The sequence below is a fragment of the Actinomyces timonensis DSM 23838 genome (assembly GCF_000295095.1).
Classification (GTDB): Bacteria; Actinomycetota; Actinomycetes; order Actinomycetales; family Actinomycetaceae; genus Actinomyces; species Actinomyces timonensis.
This window is the reverse complement of record NZ_JH806634.1, coordinates 513907-530690: the sequence shown is the minus strand read 5'-3', so window position 1 is coordinate 530690 and position 16784 is coordinate 513907. Positions and strand designations below refer to the sequence as shown.

Sequence of the window (16784 nt, the reverse complement as noted above, 5' to 3'; positions counted from 1 at the left end):
TCTCAGGCGGTGGGCTCTCCGGTGACCCCGTCGCGGATCTCCTCGTGGTGGCGGATGACCTCGGCGACGATGAAGGCGAAGAACTTCTCGGCGAAGACGGGGTCGAGCCCGGCGTCCTCGGCGAGCGAGCGCAGGCGGGCCACCTGGCGGGCCTCGCGCTCGGGGTCCGACGGCGGCAGGTCGAGGCGCGCCTTGAGCTCGCCGACCTGCTGGGTGCAGCGGAACCGCTCGGCGAGGAGGTGGACGAGGGCGGCGTCGAGGTTGTCGATGGTGACGCGGTAGCGCGCGAGATCGGCGGGCACCCCGGGGATGCCCCTCTCGACGGCCTTGGGGGCGCTCATGCGGTCCGGGTCCTGCCGTGCTCGGCCTTGCGGGTGGAGCTGAGGGAGCCGCTGCCGGCCTCGTAGCGGGGGCGGGCGGTGCCGCGCACGGCATCGGCGTCGACTACGACGCATCCGACCTCCGGCATGGAGGGCACCTCGAACATGGCCTCGCCCAGGACCTCCTCGACGATGGAGGTCAGGCCCCTCGCGCCGGTCTTGCGCTCGAGGGCCTTCGCGGCGATGGCCTCGATGGCCTCGTCGGTGAAGACCAGCTCGACGCCGTCGAGCCCGAAGAGGTACTGGTATTGGGAGACGAGAGCGTTCTTGGGCTCGGTCATGACGCGCACGAGCTCGGGCACGCCGAGGTCCTGCACGGTGGCGATGACGGGAAGGCGACCGATGAACTCGGGGATGAGGCCGAAGGTGTGCAGGTCCTCGGGGCGCACCGGGGAGGTGAAGACGTCCTTGGCCTGGTCCTTGGCGAGCGTCGCGCCGAAGCCGACGAGCTGGGCGCCGGCCTCCTTGCGCTGGCGGGCGCGCACGATCTCCTCGATGCCGGCGAAGGCGCCCGCGGCGATAAACAGGATGTTCGTCGTGTCGATCTCGAGGAACTCCTGGTGGGGGTGCTTGCGGCCGCCGCCGGGCGGGACGGAGGCGGTGGTGCCCTCGATGATCTTCAGGAGTGCCTGCTGCACGCCCTCGCCGGAGACATCGCGGGTGATCGAGGGGTTCTCGGCCTTGCGGCCGATCTTGTCGATCTCGTCGATGTAGATGATGCCCTTCTCGGCGCGCTTGACGTCGCCGTCGGCGGCCTGGATGAGCTTGAGGAGGATGTTCTCCACGTCCTCGCCGACGTAGCCGGCCTCGGTGAGGGCGGTCGCGTCAACGATGGAGAAGGGGACGTCGAGGAGCTTGGCGAGGGTACGGGCCAGGTGCGTCTTGCCGGTGCCGGTGGGGCCGAGCAGGAGGATGTTGGACTTGCCGAGCTCGAGGCCGTCCCCCTCGGCGACGGCGCGCTCGCGCACCTGGACGCGCTTGTAGTGGTTGTAGACGGCCACGCTCATGGCGCGCTTGGCGCCCTCCTGGCCGATGACGTAGCTGTTGAGGAAGTCGAAGATCTCCTGCGGCTTGGGCAGCTCGAGGGGCACGCCGACGGAGCCGGAGCCGAGCTCCTCATCAACGATCTCGTTGCACAGCTCGATGCACTCGTCGCAGATGTAGACGCCCGGACCCGCGATGAGCTTCTTGACCTGCTTCTGGCTCTTCCCGCAGAAGGAGCACTTGAGTAGGTCGACGCTCTCGGCATTGCGTGGCACGTGTCCCCCTTGTGTCGTCGGGTCCGCTCCCAGGCGGCGCGGGGAGCGCCGCTGGAGTCAGGGAACGGGGTGCCGCCAGCCTATTAGGTCGAGCCTCCCCGCGCGAGGGCCGCGCCCGGCGAGCCCCCGCGCGATTGCCCACCCGACAGCCGCGGGGCGCCGCCAGCCGCGCGCCGTAGCCGTCGTCGATCACGACTCGCACGTCCGCCCCACTCTCAGCCATGACGACTGCGTGCGCGATGACCATGATCTCGCCGAGATCCTTCGGAAGGCTGCGACGCTCCTCCAGCGGTGCGCCTGTCAGGCGGTGGACCACATTGTCCAGTGCAGAGGTGTGGTCATCCTCGAGGATCGCGAGGAACTGAGTTCCCCTGATCTTCCTCAGAACTCCTGCAGCAGCAGAGAAGCGCTCGTCACGCGCGGCGAAGAAGTTGAGGCTTGGGCCAGCATCGATGATGACAGGTGGGTTCATTCCCTCTCCCCGTCGCCCAGAAGCGCATCAAGCGCGGTGAGATCCGGGGCGATGTCAGGGAGGCTGTCAGGGGATGCCCAGATGGGATCGGAGGGCTCCGGGCGCACGCCGGCGCTCTCCAGTTCGGCGATGACCCGCTCGGGCGGCAGGCCTCGAATCGCCGCGAGTTGCTGCGGGGAGACAACGCCCAGTCGATAGCCCTCGATGGCGCGAGCGAGGAGGCGCCGTGGCGGGCGCGCTCGCCTGGATTCCTCCTGGAGCGCCGCGTAGTAGTCGCTCCAACCGTGCCTCGCGGCCAGCTCAGGTGTCCATACGCGCATCCACTGCTGTTTGAAATCGTCAGGGATGGCCCCCGCCTCGTGCAGGGCGATGGCGGCGATCGCGGGCGACACGAGGAAGGTGCGCACGAGATCGGAGAGACTCGCCTCGGTCCAAGGTTCGCCTCCATGCTCCTCCATAACCCGTTCAATCGCACGGCGCGGGATGAGGAGGTGTCTGGCGAAAGCGTCCGCCTTGCGCTCCGCGGCCGGCCTGCGGCCGTTACCGCCCTGCTGGACTTCGATCTCCCCGTCCTGGTTGAGGACGTGGCAGAGCTCGTGGGCGAGGCTGCTGCGCTGGCGCATGGGGTTGTCGCTGGCGGCGACGGCGATGAAGGTGACGCCCCGCTGGGGGTCGGTCATCGTCAGACCGTGTTCCTCGGGTGGGGCGTTGATAATGGCGACGTCGTGCCCTGTGGTTCTCTCGATGATGCCGACGAGGTCCCCCAGTGGGCCATCGCCGAAATGATGATGCTCGCGGAACTCCTCGGCCTCCTGACGCCCGAGAACCTGGGTGCTCACCATCAGAGGACTCGTGGGATCGCCTGGTCGGCGAGGTAGGCGTCGAGCTCGAGGTAGCCGATGAGGGTGGTGCGCATGGCCTCCACTGAGGCGCCATCGGTGGCGCGGGCCGCCATGAGGCAGCGGTCCGCCACAGCGCCGCGCCCGGTGAGGCTGCCCAGCGAGCACCCTGTGGCGTCAGCCAGGAGCATCAGCTCCGGCACCGTCGGCCGCCTCCGGCCCGAGAGGATTCTCGACAGGGTCGCCTGGGAGATCCCAGTGCGCTCAGCGGCCTTGCGCTGGGAGAGGCCTGCCTGGGACAGGGCTCTCGCGATGGCATCGGGGGCGATCTCATCTGTCATGGCACACCTCCTGAATCATTTGTATCGTCATGATTCAGTGGGGAGCAACCCACCCATCGCCGCATCACCTCACGGGCAACGAGACGACAACAACATGTTTCACCGGGGCCACCGCGCCGAGGTCGTGCTCCTGCCCCGCTCGAGCCGATAGCACCCACGGAGCGGCTGACTCGGGCTGTCGGCCACCCCGCACGGGCGATGGCGCCGTCCGGACATGCCGGGCGGCGCCATCGCAGCGATCGCAGAGGGCTCGCGGACCCGCGTGTCAGGAGGAGTGAGGGGAGGGCGCGGCCTTGCGGGGGCTGAGCACCTGGTCGACGATGCCGTACTCCTGGGCGGCGGCGGCGGTGAGGATCTTGTCGCGCTCCAGGTCGTTGTGGATGAGATCGCGGTCCCGGCCGGTGTGCGCTGCCAGGGTGTCCTCCAGCCAGGCGCGCATGCGGTCGATCTCGTCGGCGACGATCTCGATGTCGCTGGCCTGGCCGTGCATGCCCTCCATGGCGGGCTGGTGGATGAGCACGCGGGCGTTGGGCAGGGCGAGGCGCTTGCCCGGGCTGCCCGCGGCCAGCAGCACGGCGGCCGCGGAGGCGGCCTGCCCCAGGCACACGGTCTGCACCTGCGGCTTGATGTACTGCATCGTGTCGTAGATGGCGGTCAGGGCCGTGAAGGAGCCGCCGGGGCTGTTGATGTACATGGTGATGAGCCCGTCGGGGTCCTGGGACTCCAGGACGAGGAGCTGGGCCATGATGTCGTCGGCGGAGGCGTCGTCGACTTGCACGCCCATGAAGACGATGCGGTCCTCGAAGAGCTTGGCGTAGGGGTCCTGGCGCTTGAAGCCGTAGGCGGTGCGCTCCTCGAACTGGGGCAGCACGTAGCGGGACTGCGGCATCGGGGCGAGCTGGCCAGCGGCGCCGGCGGGGCCCATCTGGCGCGCGACGGCCTCGAAGTAGGGACGAGTGCTCATATCAGTTCTCCCCGTTCTGCTGGCCGATCTCACGGCTGGAGCGCACGATGTGGTCGACGAAGCCGTACTCGAGCGCCTCGGGCGCGCTGAACCAGTGGTCGCGGTCCGAGTCGGCGATGATCTCCTCGACGGAGTGGCCGGTGTTCGCGGCGGTGATCTCGGCGAGCTCGTGCTTCATCTTGATGATGAGGTCCGCGTTGATGCGGATGTCCGTGGCGGAGCCGCCCGCGCCGCCGGAGGGCTGGTGCATGAGCACCCGGGCGTGCGGGGTGAGGTAGCGCTTGCCCTTGGCGCCAGCGCTGAGCAGGAACTGGCCCATGGAGGCGGCCATGCCGGTGGCCACGGTGACGACGTCGGGCTGGACGTACTGCATGGTGTCGTAGATGGCCATGCCGGCGGTCACGGAGCCGCCGGGGCTGTTGATGTAGAGGTAGATGTCCCTCTCGGGGTCCTCGGCGGCCAGCAGCAGCATCTGGGCGCAGATGGCGTTGGCGTTGTCATCGCGCACCTCCGATCCCAGCCAGATGATGCGCTCCTTGAGGAGCCGGTTGTAGATGGAGTCGGTCAGGCCCAGCCCGGCGCCCTGGCCCTCGTGGGCACTGGGGGCGGCGACGGCGCTCGGGCGCATGTGGAGCTCGCTCACGTCTGTCCTCTCGTGTCGGTACGCCAACGCTAACGCGCGGCGGCGGGGCGCCATGCCCGCCGTCGTGGCCTTTTCGCTCACGGCACAGGGTTCGCCGCCGCTCCACTCCCACCACACCAGGCGCTGCGCCCCGGCCCCCGCCACTGGGCGCCGGCATTCGGATGGCGCGAGCACCGCACCTCAGGTTAGGCTCTCCTTATCCTCATTATTCACGCTCCTTGACAGGAAATATTCATGGCCTCCGAGCCCGCGCCCACCAACGACCACACTCAGGACCAACAGGACCAGGGCAAGGCCCCCGCTCCCTCCGCCGCCCACGACTCAGCCCACGGCCAGCGCCAGGGACCGGAGGCCGCCCGCCTGCAGGGGCACTGGCTCCTCGCCAAGCTCGGCAAGCGCGTTCTGCGGCCCGGCGGCATCGAGCTGACCCGTCAGCTCCTCGGCGCGACCGATCTTCGCCCAGGGCGGCGCATCGTCGAGCTCGGCCCTGGCGTCGGCCGCACCGCCGAGATCCTCCTGGACTCCATCCCCGCCTCGTACCGGGGCGTCGATCCCAACCCCGAGGGGCGCGAGCAGGTCGCCGCGGTCCTCGAGGGCCACCCGCAGGCCGAGTACGTCGTCGCCGACGCCGCCAGCACCGGCCTGCCCACGGGCCAGACGGATCTCGTCGTCGGCGAGGCGATGCTCACCATGCAGTCCGAGGACGCCAAGCGCGCCATCGCCAGCGAGGCGGCGAGGCTCCTGGCTCCCGGCGGGCAGTACGCCATCCACGAGCTCGCCCTGCGCTCGGACCGCGACGAGGCGGAACTGGAGGCCGCGAGGAAGCACCTGTCGAGGATCATCAAGGTCGGGGCGAGGCCGCTGACCCAGGAGGCCTGGTGCGCCCTCCTCGAAGAAACGGGCCTTGAGATCGTCTGGACCGGCACCGCGCCGATGCGCCTGCTCGAGCCGCGCCGACTCATCGCCGACGAGGGCCTCCTGGGCGCCTTCCGCTTCTTCCGCGCTGTGCGCCGTACCCCTGGGGCGCGGGACCGGATCCGCGCGATGCGCCAGGCCTTCCGCGCCCAGGGCGAGCTGCTGACCGCCGTCGCCATCGTGGCCCGCAAGCCCGCCCCGTCCTCGGAGGCCGGCGAGCCGTCCGACGGCGCGGAGCACTGAGATGGCGCGAGCCCGCCGCGCCGGGAGCCCCGGGGAGGACGCCCCCGGGCCCCTCCCCTCCTTCGGTCCGCTCTCTCTCGACGGCGTCACTCTCATCCGCCGCGGCCTGACCCTGGTGACCGATCTCAGCGTCACGGTTGAGCCGGGCCAGACCCTCGCCGTCACGGGGCCGTCCGGGGCGGGCAAGACCACGCTGCTGCGTGCGATCTCAGGGCTCTCCCCCGTCGACGCCGGCGCCGTCAGCCGCCCGGATGGCAAGCTCTCGCAGGTCTTCCAGGAGCCGCGACTCCTTCCCTGGTACTCAGCGCACCGGAACATTTCGCTCGTCCTGGACGGCCCGACGCCGGACCTCCTCGCCGTCCACTGGCTGGAGCGGGTGGGTCTCGCGAGCGCGGGGCACCTCCCCCCGGCGCGCATGTCCGGCGGAATGCGCCAGAGGGTCGCCATCGCCCGGGCACTCGCCTGCTCGCCGAGCCTCCTCCTCGTCGACGAGCCCTTCTCCGCCCTCGACCGCCCACTGGCCGCCGCCCTGCGCGCCGACCTCATGGCCCTGCTGGCCGAGGAGGACGTCATCACCATCTGGGTCACGCACGATCCGGCTGAGGCCGAGGAGGTCTCTCACCTGCACCTGCGCCTCGACGGGCCACCCGGCACCTGGGCGCTGAGCGCCTAGCGCCACCCAGCACTCGCCGTCCACTTCCCCGACCCCAACCGATCACCTCACAAGGAGAACCCATGCAGCGCCGATCGTTCCTGACCCTGACCGGCATCGGATTGCTCACCCCCATGGCACTGGCCGCCTGCTCGGCGAAGAAGGGCGCTGCCTCGTCGTCGGGAGCCCCGTCGGCAGGCGCCGCCGCGAGCGCCACGCCCCACCGGGTCACCGAGACCCTGCGGGTGCACGTCCCCACGACCCTGGCCTACATGGCCCCGATGACGAGCTTCGGCACCCACGGCAAGCTCGACGAGTGGGTCGGCAGCGCCGATGTGCAGAACTGGGAGGGCGTTGACGTCCTCAAGTCGCTCATCGCCCAGGGGCAGACCGATCTGGCAGCCACCCCCTCCTACGCAGCGGCCAACCTGTTCAACAAGGGGGTGGGGATCCGCCTCGTCGCCGTCCAGGTGTGGGGCATGCTCTACGTGCTCGGCCCCGAGGGCTCGTCCGCCCAAGGACTGGAGGCGCTGCGAGGGCAGACCGTGGCGGTCCCCCTGCCCAACAACATGCCCGACCTCGTCTTCCGCTACCTCCTGGCCCAGAAGGGCTGGGACGCGCAGGCCGATCTGACGATCCAGTCCTTCCCCACCGGTCAGGAGGCTCTCAACGCCTTGCTGACCGGGCAGGTCTCCTACGCGGTGCTTCCCGAGCACGCGGCCTCGGTCGCCCTGGCCAAGGGGAAGCAGGCGGGCCTGGCCCTCGAGCGCACCATCAACCTGCAGTCCGCCTGGGCGGAGGTCACCGGCGGCAAGGCCCGTTTCCCCATGGCAGGCCTGGTCATGCCCCAGTCGCTCACGGATTCCGAGCCCGGGCTGGTCGGCGCCATCCTCGATGAGCTCCAGGCCGCCGTCGCGGCCACCAATGCAGCCGAGGAGGCCACCGTCACGGCGATCTCCGAGCGCACGGAGGTTCCCGCGCCGATCGTCAGCGAGGTCATCCCCCGCCTCCAGCTGGAGGTTGTGCCCGCCGCCGAGGCGAGGGAGGAGCTGGAGGACTTCTTCACCCGCCTGGCGACGGTCAGCCCCGACGTCGTCGGCGGCTCCCTGCCGGCCGACGACTTCTACCTGGCGGACCCGCGCGCGTCCCAGGGCGCGACGCCGAGCGCGAGCGCCGCGTGAGCCCCCAGGCGTCGACGGCGGCTGAGCGCTGGCGCGCCCGTGGCCTGTGGTGGGCGGGGCTGGTGCTCATCGGCGTCGCCTGGTGGCGCCTGTCGCTGAGCCAGCCCGAGTACGTCCTGCCGGGCCCAGAGGCCACGTGGCGCGCCTTCCTCGGGCTCATCCGTGATGAGGACCTGGGGGAGGCGCTGTGGCTCACGGTGGCTCGCTCTGCCACCGGCCTGGGGATCGCCTGCGCCATCGGGCTGCCGGTCGGCTGGGCGATGGGCACGTGGTGGTGGGCGCGCGAGCTGCTGGACTCCTGGATGCAGCTGCTCATGGCCGTGCCCCCGATCGTCATCGTCGTGGTCGGCATGATCTGGCTCGGGCCGACGGCGGGCGTGGTCATCCTGCTCACCGCCGTCGTCCCCCTCCCCCTGCTGGTGACGACCGTGCGCGACGCCGTCATGCGCGTCGATCCCGACCTGCTCGACATGGCGCGGGTCTTCGACAGGTCCCGGGCCTGGACGCTCCGGCGCGTGGTCGCGCCCGCTATCGCCCCGCCAGTGCTCTCCGCGTTCACGGTGGCCACGGGCCAATCGGTGCGCCTGACCGTCATGGGCGAGCTGCTGTCCACGACCACGGGCCTGGGGGCCGAGGTCCAGCAGGCCCGCACCAATCTGGAGACCGCCGATGTCTTCGCCCTGTCGATCGTCATGGCGGCGCTGACGCTCGTCCTCGAGCTGTGGGCGCTGCGCCCCTTGCGGCGCCGCCTTGCCCGTTACACCCTCTGAACCGCCCTCCCCGCCCGCCCCCTCCTGGGGCAGACTCATCCAGAACCGAGAAAGGAACCACCATGCCCACCACCCCCGTCTCCGAGTCGCTGTTCCGCCTGGGCCTGAACGACGCCCTGCCCGTCAGCGAGGAGGCCACGACCTCGCGCGTCGTGGTCAACAATGACGTGCTGCGCACCGTCGTCTTCACTTTCGACGCCGGCCAGCAGCTGACTGAGCACGCCTCTCCGAAGGCCGTCGTGTGCACCCTGCTTGCCGGCGAGATGGAGTTCACCGTCTCGGGTGAGACGAACACCCTGGCCGCGGGCGACGTCGTCTACCTGGCCCCCGGCGCTCGCCACGCGCTCACGGCGCTCACCCCCTGCCGCCTGCAGCTCGTCATGGTGGAGGTGGCCTCCGAGGATGCCTGAGGCCTGGGCCCGCCCAGTCCCGTCGCCAAGATCGGCTGATCTTGAGCGGCGGGTTCTGGAGGTCCGACAATGCCCGCTCAACGCCGTCGGGCACCGACTGTGGCCAGAGCTGCCCCCATCATGACGAGGCCGACGGCGGCTGCCCCCACTGCCCACACCGCCTCAGGCCGGCCCGCCGTCGCAGCCTCATACGCCTGAACCGGCCACCAGGTGGGAATGAGGACAGTCGCCCACACCGCTGGCCCCTGCGGCGCAACGGCAGGGAGGACCCCTGGCAGGATGAGCAGGACAAACCCTAGTTTGACAGCGGCGAAGCCCTGGATGGTGCCAGTGGTCCAGGCTGCCAGGGCCAGGGCTGTGGCCCCTCCCAAGGGCGCTGCGGCGGACGCGACCGCCAGGATCCCTGTCGCGCCGAGGTCGTTGAGCCCACCTGCCACGAGGCACAGCCCGCATGCCACCCCTGAGGCAAGAGTGGCACCCGCCGCGCGCCAGGCCAGGTACCCGGGCAGGGAGACGGGTGTGACGGCCAGGGCGTCCCACACCCGCTCCTCCTTCTCCCCCAGCAGCAGGAAGCCGACCACTGCACCGATGAGCACGGGGACCAGGGCGCCGAAGGCGAGGACGTCGAGCCGTGCGGTCCACGTCTCAGCCGCCTGGCGTCCCAGGCCCGCGGCCTCCAGTCCTGGGCGCAGCCCTATCCGGAGAGCCAGCGCCATGACCAGCGGAACAGCGGGCATCCATACCAGAAGCTCGTCACGCCCCACACGCACCAGGTCGGCTGGCAGGAGCGCCAGCGCGGTGCGGGCCCTCATGAGACCGCCCCACATGGTCGCAGCACGCTCTCCAGGCGCGACGACGCGATCCGAGCCGCCAGCAGAACCCAGAGGCACCCCAGCGCCACCGCAGCCACTAGCCGAATCGGAGAGTCCGCGGTGAAGGCCGCGTCCACGAGCACCAAGGCTGGGTAGAGCGGATGGAGCCACAGCCACCACCCACCAGGCAGGCCCAGCAGCGGCGCCAGAGGCAGGCCCAGCACCAGGGTCCACGCCCCCGAGGGCATGAGGAAGGCGCTGATACTCCGGTAGCCCACAACCACGCACACCCCGTAGAGGCTGTAGATCACGGAGATCATCACGACTCCGGCGCCCAGCAGCGCCCACTGCCCAGCCGGGCCGTGGACCACCAGGACCAGTGCGCCGATCTCCGCGCAGGCGATGAGTGCCAGCGCTCCTGCCAGCGTCCCCAGGTACTCCCCGGTGCGCAGCGGTGAGACGGCCCGGGCGGCCAGCGTTCCGTCACCGCGCTCACGCAGCACCTGGACGGCGGCGAAGTAGAAGGAGGTGATGCACAGCTCCCCCAGGACCACTGCCCGCCACCACTGCCCCGGCTCGGCGCCCACGGCCAGCAGGAACGCGGCCCCGATCAGACCTGCGAGCAGGGCCACGAGCCAGAATCCCTCCTGGAAATGGCGGCGCATGTGGAGCCGGAGAGTAGCGGCGCTGCGCCATGCCGAGGAGGTCCAGGCGGCCCGGTCGAGGGGCATCCCAGCCCGCCGCACCGAGCCAGGCGCCGCGCTCATGACAGCTCCTGACCGGTGACTGCGGCGAAGACCTGCGCGAGGTCGGCCTCGCGCGAGTGGAGGGTTCGCACCGTCTGGGTACGCAGGGCCTCATGGAAGAGGACGTCGTCGGCCAGGGTATCCAGCGGGTAGAGGCCGCTGCCGCCCTCCCAGATCAGGCGCACCTGGCGGGAGCCGTGGCGCAGGCACAGCTCGTCGGGCTGCCCGACCTCCACGAGGCGGCCCCGACAGATGAAGCCGACTCGGTCACAGGCCTCGTGGGCAAGAGTCATGTCGTGGGTGGTGATCACGATGGTGGCGCCGCGATCCCGCTCGCTGGCGATGAGGCGCGCCATCTGGGTGGCGCGCACGGGGTCGAGCCCGGCGGTCGGCTCGTCGAGGAAGAGAAGCTCGGGGCGGTGCGCTAGCGCCCGGGCGACGTTGAAACGCACCCCCATGCCCTTGCTCATGCGGTCGGCTCGCAGGTCGGCGTCGGCACCCAGATCCACTGCCTCCAGGAGCTCGTTGACCGGGCGGCCCGGGGCGGCATAGAGCCGCGCGAAGTATGCGAGGTTCTCCGCAAGCGTCAGGGAACCGATATGGATCGGGTTCTCGAAGGCGACACCCACACGCTCGTAGAGCTGACGCCCCCAGGTGGAGATCTCACGGCCCAGAACGCGCGCGCTGCCGGTGTAACCGCGCAGCAGCCCGGTCAGGATCCGCTGGAGCGTGGACTTGCCAGCGCCACTGGGGCCGAGCAGCCCCACGACCTCACCGCGTTGCACGTTCAGGCTCACTACCTCAAGCGCCGCTCTGGCGGCTCCCCGGTAGGTGAAGCCCAGGTCGGTGATCGTGATGGCGTCAGTCATGGTCCGCCTCCCCTGCTGCGCCGGGGCCAAGGCCCTCATCCTGTGCGCGGACCACCAGCGCTGCGGTGAGCATGGAGATGACCTCGTGGGCAACCTGGCGGACCTCGGGCGTGTCAAAGACGGAGCCCGAGGCGGCGACCTCCTGGGGGTCGATGGCCAGGCGCCTCATGAGGTGCTCGGGCAGCCCCAGCAGGGTGCGCTCGATGAGCCAGGCGGCGGTCTGGGGGCTCACGTCCGCGCGCAGCTCTCCGGAGGCCTGGCCAGCCGCCAGGGCGGCATGCGCCCAGGCTCGCACGCCACCGGGCAGGGCCTCGCCTGTCGCCAGGACGTCGGGCGCGTCGTCGGCCAGGGCGTGAGAAAGGACGGCCCAGGCCTGGGGATCGCGGCGGTGCAGGTCCTGGCTTCCCAGGACCATAGCTGCGAGGACCTGCTCGAAGGAGGCCTCAGGGACAGGGGTGTCCGCCACGGCCAGGCGCTGCCCCATGAGCTCAGCGACGAGGTAGGTGTAAGCGTCCTGCTTGTCAGCGAAGTACTGGTAGAAGCTGCCTTTTGAGATCCCTGCGGTAGCTGTGATGCGGTCGACTGAGGCACGCGGGTACGGGTGGGCGGCGAACTCGGCCTTGAGGGCGGCCAGGACCCGGGCGCGCTTGTCGTCGGGGAGGTTGAAGTACGTGGGGTGCGGCATGAACCCTCCTATGACTGAGCAGTCATGTGACCGATCAGTCACATGGTAGGCACCAGGAGCGATCAGGTCAATGGCCAGTACGAATGGCAGTGGGCCACCACCTCACGTGGAGGTGGCGGCCCACTGTCGTATCGGTCGCCTGGGAGTGTCGCCGGGCGCGCCCGACGGCAGGAGCTCAGCGGCGTGGCGTCACTTGGCGCTGTCGGCGCTCGCCGCGCTCTCGGCGCTGGCGGAGGAGGCGGACGACGGCGAGGAGCCGGAGTCGGCGGAGCCGTCCTTCTCGTCGGCGTCGGCCGGGGTGGCGACCCGCTCGACCTCGTCGACGATGGCGGCGGCGTCGGCCTCGTCGGAGCCGATGAACTCAGAAAGGTCGAGGACCTTGCCCTCGGAGTCCTTGACGGTCACCTGGCGCAGCGCCATGGCGAGGGACTTGTTGCGGGCGAGCTCGGAGACGAAGGCCGGGATCTGGCCGGCCTGCTGGGCGCCCTGCATGAACTGGCCGGGCTCCATGCCGTACTGCTGGGCGGTCTGGAAGAGGAAGTCCAGGAGCTCGTTCTGGTCGACGCGCACGTCGAGGGTCTCGGCGAGGACGTCGAGGATGATCTGGTCGCGCACGCCGCCCGCGACGTCGTCGCGGATCTCGGCGGCGTGGCCCTCGTCGCCCTCCTTGCCCTCGGCCGCGAGGTGCTGGCTGATCTCGTTGTCGATGACGGCCTGGGGGACCTCGAAGTCGATCTTGTCGCGCAGGAGGTCGAGGAGGGCGTCGCGGGCGGCGACGGCCTGGTCGGCGGTCTTGCGGTCGGTGGCCTGCTTGGCGAGGTCCTCGCGCAGCTCCGCGATGGTGTCGAACTCGGAGGCCATCTGGGCGAACTCGTCGTCGGCCTCGGGCAGCTCGCGCTGCTTGACGGCGGAGGCGGTGACGGTGACCTCGGCCTGCTCACCGGCGTGCTCGCCACCGGCGAGCTCGGTGGTGAAGGTGGCGGACTCCTCGGCCTTGAGGCCGCGCAGCGCGGTGTCGAGGCCCTTGAGCATGTTGCCCTTGCCGATCTCGTAGGAGACGCCGGAGACCGAGTCGACCTCCTCGCCGTCGATGACTGCGGACAGGTCGATGGTGACGAAGTCGCCGGTCTTGGCCTTGCGGCCCACGGACTTCAGCGAGCCGAAGCGGGCGCGCAGGGAGTCGAGCTCGGAGTCGATGTCCTCGTCGGTGACCTCGACGGCGTCGACGGTCAGCTCGGCGGAGTCGAGCTTGGGCAGGTCGAACTCGGGGCGCACGGTCACCTCGGCGGTGAAGGCGAGCTGGCCGCCGTTCTCCCCGGTGACGTTGGGCAGCTCGGTGACCTCGACCTCGGGCTGGAGCAGCGGGACGCGGCCGGACTCGGCCATGGCGTCGCGGTAGCGGTTGGGCAGCTCGGTGTTGACGGCCTCCTGGATGACGGCGGCGCGGCCCACGCGCTGGTCGATGACGCGGGCGGGGACGTGCCCGCGGCGGAAGCCGGGGACCTGGACCTGCGAGCCGATCTCCTTGTAGGCGGCGTCGAGGCTGGGCTTGAGCTCCTCGTAGGGGACCTCCACGGTCAGCTTGATGCGCGCGGGGTCTAGGTTCTCGACAGTGCTCTTCACGGGGGATCTACTCCGAATGGTGGGTTGCAGGTGCGCCGTCGTCCGGCGGACGTCCATGGATGGCGTCAATCCCGGTCATCCTATGGCACTCGTCGGTGAGCGGCGAAAACAGCCAGCGGCCCGCGGCTATGGCGCTGGGCACAACCGCGGCGCTGCCGGGAGCGCCCCGCCCGGGGCAGGTGGGCGCCGGGGGCGGGCTGGGCGCGCTGACCGCCGCGGGGCTCACTCGTGGGTGACGACGGTGGTGCCGATCTCGACGAAGTCGTAGAACCAGCGGGCCTCCTCGACGGGGGCGTTGACGCAGCCATGGCTGGTCTGGCCCGAGTCGTAGCCGAACTCGGTGGCCCAGGGGGCGCCGTGGATGGCGAAGTTGCCGTCCCAGTAGGCGATCCAGGGAACGTCCTTCTGGCAGTAGGGGAAGCCGGGGGTGCAGCCGAGGTCCTGGGACTCGTTCTTGAGGTAGACGTGGTAGGTGCCGAGCTTGGTGGCCCACTCGCCGGATTCCTCGCCGTGGTTGATGCTCACGGGCCCGTGGGCGACGGTGGTGCCGACGTAGGCGGTCATCGTGTCATCGGTGAGGTTGACGTCGACCCATTTCTCGCCGTCGGCGGCCTGGTAGGCGAAGCGCTCGGGGCCCGAGGGGACGGTGCGGGTCTGGGTCGAGGGCTCGACGGGCTCGGAGGCGAGGGCGCCGGAGTAGTCGGTCCCGGCGGTGAGGGCGGAGGCGATGCCGTCGGCGACCTCCTGCGCGTTGGTGGTGCGCGTGCCGGGCCTGCCGGGGCGGGCGAGGCCGAGGTCATTACCGGCGGCGTCGACGTTGGTGATCGTGTCGACGGGGGCCTTGTCGACCTCGGCGGCGTGGGCGTCCACCCAGGCGCGGACCTTGGCGGGGTCGATTTGAGCGGTCATCCCCTGGTCGGTGGCGCTGGCGGTGACCCAGGAGGCTTTCTCGGCCGTTGTCGCGGTCCAGGAGGAGCCCGAGCCGGTGAGGGTGACGTCCGCGGTGATGAGCGCGTTGGCCGCGGTGACGGCGCTCTCGGCCTGGGAGGTGGTGGTCGAGGCCTCCTGGGCCGCCGCGGCCACGGTGATCTCGCCCCCGCTCAGGGAGCGGGCGGTGGTGGTCAGCGATGCGCGGATCGCGGCGCCGTCGACGCCGGTGCCGGAGGAGTCGGGGACGACCTCGAAGGTGCTCCCGTCGGCGCTGAGCTGGATGGTCGCGGAGACGAGGGCAGAGCCGGCCAGGGTCTGGGTGGAGGCGAGGAAGTCGGCGAAGGCGTTCTCATCGAGGCTGACCGCGGGGATGACCTCGCGGGGGCCAGCGATCGATCGCAGGGTGGGGACGAAGGAGCCCGCGCCGTCGACGGCGGCATCGGCGGTGGCGTCGGCGTCGAGGAGGACGCCCGCCTCGGACAGGGTGGCCGTTTGAGTGCTGTCTCCGACGCGGATGGTCACCTGGGCCTCGTTGAAGCGGTGGGAGACGAGGTCGACGATCTGGTCGTGGTTGAGGCCGGTGACGTCCTGGCCCGCGATGGTGGTGCCGGGCAGGGCGACGCCGTCGTGGGCCTGCGCGTAGCCGCCGACCATGGCGACGCCGCTGAGCACGAGCGCGCAGGATGGGGCGATCTGCCACCACCCCGACCTGTGCTTGTTCCCCGCGCCGTGCCGCATAACGATAGAATAAACGCCTCGCCCGCGCCGCACATATTCGTCCTGCTCACGGGGCGTCTGGGAATCCCGACCGCGGGCCCCTCCCCCATCCTGTCAGCGAAAACCCCGTCCTGATGCGGGAAACCGCGGCCCGATTGCGCCACCCGAGAGGCGTGCCTCATCGGGGCTTGCTCGGGCAAGAGGAGATCGATACCATCAATTCGAACAAAACGAACATCGGTGATGGGAGGCGCCCGATGACCGTGGCAAGCAGGACCTATCTGCCTGACGAGGCGGTGGCGGGCCGCTTCGGCGACATCGTCGATGGCTTGAGCGCCGCGGGGGCAGAGCCCCGGCTCATGGTCGGTGACCGCGTCATCTCCTTGTCGAGGCAGATGGCGGATGCCCTTGAGCTCGTCGCGACGGCGATGCGTGACGGACTCGCCGTGACCGTGGCGCCGCAGAACCTGACGTTGACCACTCAGGAGGCCGCCGACCTGCTGGGTGTCTCCCGCCCCACGCTGGTGCGGCTGCTTGAGTCCGGGAGGATCCCCTTCGAGAAGGTCAGTCGGCACCGCAGGGTTCTGCTCGCGGATGTTCTCGACTATCAGGCGCGCCAACGCAGGCAGGCCCACGAGGCGCTGTCAGACATGGTCGCCGACTCCCAGTACTTCGGCGACTACGACGAGGATCCGGCGGCCCTCCGCGAAGCCCTCGGGCACGCGCGCCACGGGGCGCACCAGTGACCTTTTCCGCTCTGCTGGACACCTGCGTCCTCGTGCCAAGCGTGCTGCGAGATCTGCTCCTCGAACTGGGGACGGGCCCCGCGTACAGACCCGTGTGGAGCGACCGCATCGAGAACGAGCTGAGGCAGACGATCGTCGAGTTGCGAGCGCGTCGCGGCAGGGATCCTGAGGAAACACAGGCGTATGTGACCCGCCTTCTCCACCAGATGAACACCGCGCTTCCGGATGCGCGAGCCACCGTGGAGCCCGGATCGGAGGAGACCGTCAGCGGCCTACCGGACCCGGATGACAATCATGTCGTCGCTGCGGCAGCCGCGGGCCGAGCTGACGTCGTAGTGACCTTCAACCTCAGGGACTTCCCCGACGACGTACTCCCTGGACAGCTGTTCAGTCAGTCTCCTGACGACTTCCTCCTCGACCTGTGGGGGCTCTACCCCGCCTTGATCGACGATGCGATCGAGAAGATCCTCCAACGGACCGGGCGACGCGGGCCCCGATGGACCCGCACGGAGCTCCTTGACCGGTTGAGCCGAGAACAGGTGCCAGGATTCGCCACCCTCGCGGCAAGCTGACGCGGCCCCTCCGGG

At 70.2% G+C, this 16784-nt stretch carries 19 protein-coding genes; 7 read left to right on the top strand and 12 right to left on the bottom strand.

Annotated elements, in window-relative coordinates; translation table 11 throughout:
• Positions 1 to 2: 2 nt before the first annotated feature.
• The 6 genes from A1QA_RS0112665 to A1QA_RS0112640 form a co-directional block, all read right to left on the bottom strand.
• Positions 3 to 341 carry a chorismate mutase gene (locus tag A1QA_RS0112665; RefSeq protein ID WP_017179280.1) on the bottom strand — a complete coding sequence of 113 codons (339 nt, stop codon included), beginning with the start codon at positions 339 to 341 and terminating at the stop codon, positions 3 to 5.
• The gene (gene clpX / locus A1QA_RS0112660; RefSeq protein ID WP_017179279.1) at positions 338 to 1639 is read right to left on the bottom strand and encodes an ATP-dependent Clp protease ATP-binding subunit ClpX; all 1302 of its coding nucleotides are present in this window, start codon (positions 1637 to 1639) and stop codon (positions 338 to 340) included. The genes A1QA_RS0112665 and clpX overlap by 4 nt, the downstream gene beginning before the upstream one ends.
• A 468-nt stretch (positions 1640 to 2107) precedes the next feature.
• Positions 2108 to 2953, bottom strand: coding sequence for an ImmA/IrrE family metallo-endopeptidase (locus A1QA_RS0112655; protein ID WP_017179278.1), 846 nt, complete (start codon positions 2951 to 2953; stop codon positions 2108 to 2110).
• Complete coding sequence (locus A1QA_RS0112650) at positions 2953 to 3291, bottom strand: helix-turn-helix domain-containing protein (protein ID WP_017179277.1); 339 nt, start codon at positions 3289 to 3291, stop codon at positions 2953 to 2955. The genes A1QA_RS0112655 and A1QA_RS0112650 overlap by 1 nt, the downstream gene beginning before the upstream one ends.
• A gap of 265 nt (positions 3292 to 3556) precedes the next feature.
• Entirely contained in the window at positions 3557 to 4255 is a 699-nt protein-coding gene (locus tag A1QA_RS0112645; RefSeq protein WP_017179276.1) for an ATP-dependent Clp protease proteolytic subunit, read from the bottom strand.
• Position 4256: 1 nt separating this feature from the next.
• Positions 4257 to 4898, bottom strand: a complete 642-nt coding sequence (locus A1QA_RS0112640) for an ATP-dependent Clp protease proteolytic subunit (RefSeq protein ID WP_017179275.1) — start codon at positions 4896 to 4898, stop codon at positions 4257 to 4259.
• Between the two features lie 234 nt (positions 4899 to 5132).
• Between A1QA_RS0112640 and A1QA_RS0112635 the strand changes: the two genes are divergently transcribed.
• The 5 genes from A1QA_RS0112635 to A1QA_RS0112615 all read left to right on the top strand — a co-directional run bounded on the left by A1QA_RS0112635 (position 5133) and on the right by A1QA_RS0112615 (position 9069).
• Positions 5133 to 6056, top strand: a complete 924-nt coding sequence (locus tag A1QA_RS0112635) for a class I SAM-dependent methyltransferase (protein WP_017179274.1) — start codon at positions 5133 to 5135, stop codon at positions 6054 to 6056.
• A gap of 1 nt (position 6057) precedes the next feature.
• Positions 6058 to 6729, top strand: coding sequence for an ATP-binding cassette domain-containing protein (locus A1QA_RS0112630; protein ID WP_017179273.1), 672 nt, complete (start codon positions 6058 to 6060; stop codon positions 6727 to 6729).
• Positions 6730 to 6791: 62 nt separating this feature from the next.
• Positions 6792 to 7889, top strand: coding sequence for an ABC transporter substrate-binding protein (locus A1QA_RS0112625; protein WP_017179272.1), 1098 nt, complete (start codon positions 6792 to 6794; stop codon positions 7887 to 7889).
• The gene (locus A1QA_RS0112620; RefSeq protein ID WP_017179271.1) at positions 7886 to 8659 is read left to right on the top strand and encodes an ABC transporter permease; all 774 of its coding nucleotides are present in this window, start codon (positions 7886 to 7888) and stop codon (positions 8657 to 8659) included. The genes A1QA_RS0112625 and A1QA_RS0112620 overlap by 4 nt, the downstream gene beginning before the upstream one ends.
• 62 nt (positions 8660 to 8721) lie before the next feature.
• Positions 8722 to 9069, top strand: a complete 348-nt coding sequence (locus tag A1QA_RS0112615; protein ID WP_017179270.1) for a cupin domain-containing protein — start codon at positions 8722 to 8724, stop codon at positions 9067 to 9069.
• Positions 9070 to 9146: 77 nt separating this feature from the next.
• Here A1QA_RS0112615 and A1QA_RS0112610 read toward each other — a convergent pair whose 3' ends face one another.
• The 6 genes from A1QA_RS0112610 to A1QA_RS16720 form a co-directional block, all read right to left on the bottom strand.
• Positions 9147 to 9881 carry a hypothetical protein gene (locus A1QA_RS0112610; protein WP_043508713.1) on the bottom strand — a complete coding sequence of 245 codons (735 nt, stop codon included), beginning with the start codon at positions 9879 to 9881 and terminating at the stop codon, positions 9147 to 9149.
• Positions 9878 to 10648: a fluoroquinolone export ABC transporter permease subunit gene (locus A1QA_RS0112605; RefSeq protein ID WP_017179268.1), complete on the bottom strand. Its 771-nt coding sequence runs from the start codon at positions 10646 to 10648 to the stop codon at positions 9878 to 9880. Before A1QA_RS0112605 ends, A1QA_RS0112610 begins: the two co-directional genes overlap by 4 nt.
• Positions 10645 to 11496 (bottom strand): ABC transporter ATP-binding protein, encoded by an 852-nt coding sequence (locus A1QA_RS0112600; RefSeq protein ID WP_017179267.1) that lies wholly within the window; start codon positions 11494 to 11496, stop codon positions 10645 to 10647. The genes A1QA_RS0112605 and A1QA_RS0112600 overlap by 4 nt, the downstream gene beginning before the upstream one ends.
• The gene (locus tag A1QA_RS0112595) at positions 11489 to 12181 is read right to left on the bottom strand and encodes a TetR/AcrR family transcriptional regulator (protein ID WP_017179266.1); all 693 of its coding nucleotides are present in this window, start codon (positions 12179 to 12181) and stop codon (positions 11489 to 11491) included. Before A1QA_RS0112595 ends, A1QA_RS0112600 begins: the two co-directional genes overlap by 8 nt.
• A 189-nt stretch (positions 12182 to 12370) precedes the next feature.
• A complete protein-coding gene (tig, locus tag A1QA_RS0112590; RefSeq protein ID WP_017179265.1) occupies positions 12371 to 13804 on the bottom strand; it encodes a trigger factor in 1434 nt (477 codons plus the stop codon).
• 222 nt (positions 13805 to 14026) lie between these two features.
• Positions 14027 to 15472 carry a L,D-transpeptidase gene (locus tag A1QA_RS16720; RefSeq protein WP_017179264.1) on the bottom strand — a complete coding sequence of 482 codons (1446 nt, stop codon included), beginning with the start codon at positions 15470 to 15472 and terminating at the stop codon, positions 14027 to 14029.
• A gap of 113 nt (positions 15473 to 15585) precedes the next feature.
• Here A1QA_RS16720 and A1QA_RS0112580 point away from each other — a divergent pair, with 113 nt between their 5' ends.
• The gene (locus A1QA_RS0112580) at positions 15586 to 16197 is read left to right on the top strand and encodes a helix-turn-helix domain-containing protein (RefSeq protein ID WP_341858237.1); all 612 of its coding nucleotides are present in this window, start codon (positions 15586 to 15588) and stop codon (positions 16195 to 16197) included.
• The gene (locus tag A1QA_RS14785) at positions 16194 to 16769 is read left to right on the top strand and encodes a VapC50 family PIN domain-containing toxin (protein ID WP_017179262.1); all 576 of its coding nucleotides are present in this window, start codon (positions 16194 to 16196) and stop codon (positions 16767 to 16769) included. Before A1QA_RS0112580 ends, A1QA_RS14785 begins: the two co-directional genes overlap by 4 nt.
• The last annotated feature ends 15 nt before the right edge of the window (positions 16770 to 16784 follow it).

Bases quoted from the DNA above. Each gene is read 5' to 3' on its own strand.
- A1QA_RS0112665 (WP_017179280.1), bottom strand. From the start codon at position 341: ATGAGCGCCCCCAAGGCCGTCGAGAGGGGCATCCCCGGGGTGCCCGCC.
- A1QA_RS0112655 (WP_017179278.1), bottom strand. From the start codon at position 2,953: ATGGTGAGCACCCAGGTTCTCGGGCGTCAGGAGGCCGAGGAGTTCCGC.
- A1QA_RS0112650 (WP_017179277.1), bottom strand. From the start codon at position 3,291: ATGACAGATGAGATCGCCCCCGATGCCATCGCGAGAGCCCTGTCCCAG.
- A1QA_RS0112645 (WP_017179276.1), bottom strand. From the start codon at position 4,255: ATGAGCACTCGTCCCTACTTCGAGGCCGTCGCGCGCCAGATGGGCCCC.
- A1QA_RS0112635 (WP_017179274.1), top strand. From the start codon at position 5,133: ATGGCCTCCGAGCCCGCGCCCACCAACGACCACACTCAGGACCAACAG.
- A1QA_RS0112630 (WP_017179273.1), top strand. From the start codon at position 6,058: ATGGCGCGAGCCCGCCGCGCCGGGAGCCCCGGGGAGGACGCCCCCGGG.
- A1QA_RS0112625 (WP_017179272.1), top strand. From the start codon at position 6,792: ATGCAGCGCCGATCGTTCCTGACCCTGACCGGCATCGGATTGCTCACC.
- A1QA_RS0112615 (WP_017179270.1), top strand. From the start codon at position 8,722: ATGCCCACCACCCCCGTCTCCGAGTCGCTGTTCCGCCTGGGCCTGAAC.
- A1QA_RS0112610 (WP_043508713.1), bottom strand. From the start codon at position 9,881: ATGAGGGCCCGCACCGCGCTGGCGCTCCTGCCAGCCGACCTGGTGCGT.
- A1QA_RS0112605 (WP_017179268.1), bottom strand. From the start codon at position 10,648: ATGAGCGCGGCGCCTGGCTCGGTGCGGCGGGCTGGGATGCCCCTCGAC.
- A1QA_RS0112600 (WP_017179267.1), bottom strand. From the start codon at position 11,496: ATGACTGACGCCATCACGATCACCGACCTGGGCTTCACCTACCGGGGA.
- A1QA_RS0112595 (WP_017179266.1), bottom strand. From the start codon at position 12,181: ATGCCGCACCCCACGTACTTCAACCTCCCCGACGACAAGCGCGCCCGG.
- A1QA_RS16720 (WP_017179264.1), bottom strand. From the start codon at position 15,472: ATGCGGCACGGCGCGGGGAACAAGCACAGGTCGGGGTGGTGGCAGATC.
- A1QA_RS0112580 (WP_341858237.1), top strand. From the start codon at position 15,586: ATGCGGGAAACCGCGGCCCGATTGCGCCACCCGAGAGGCGTGCCTCAT.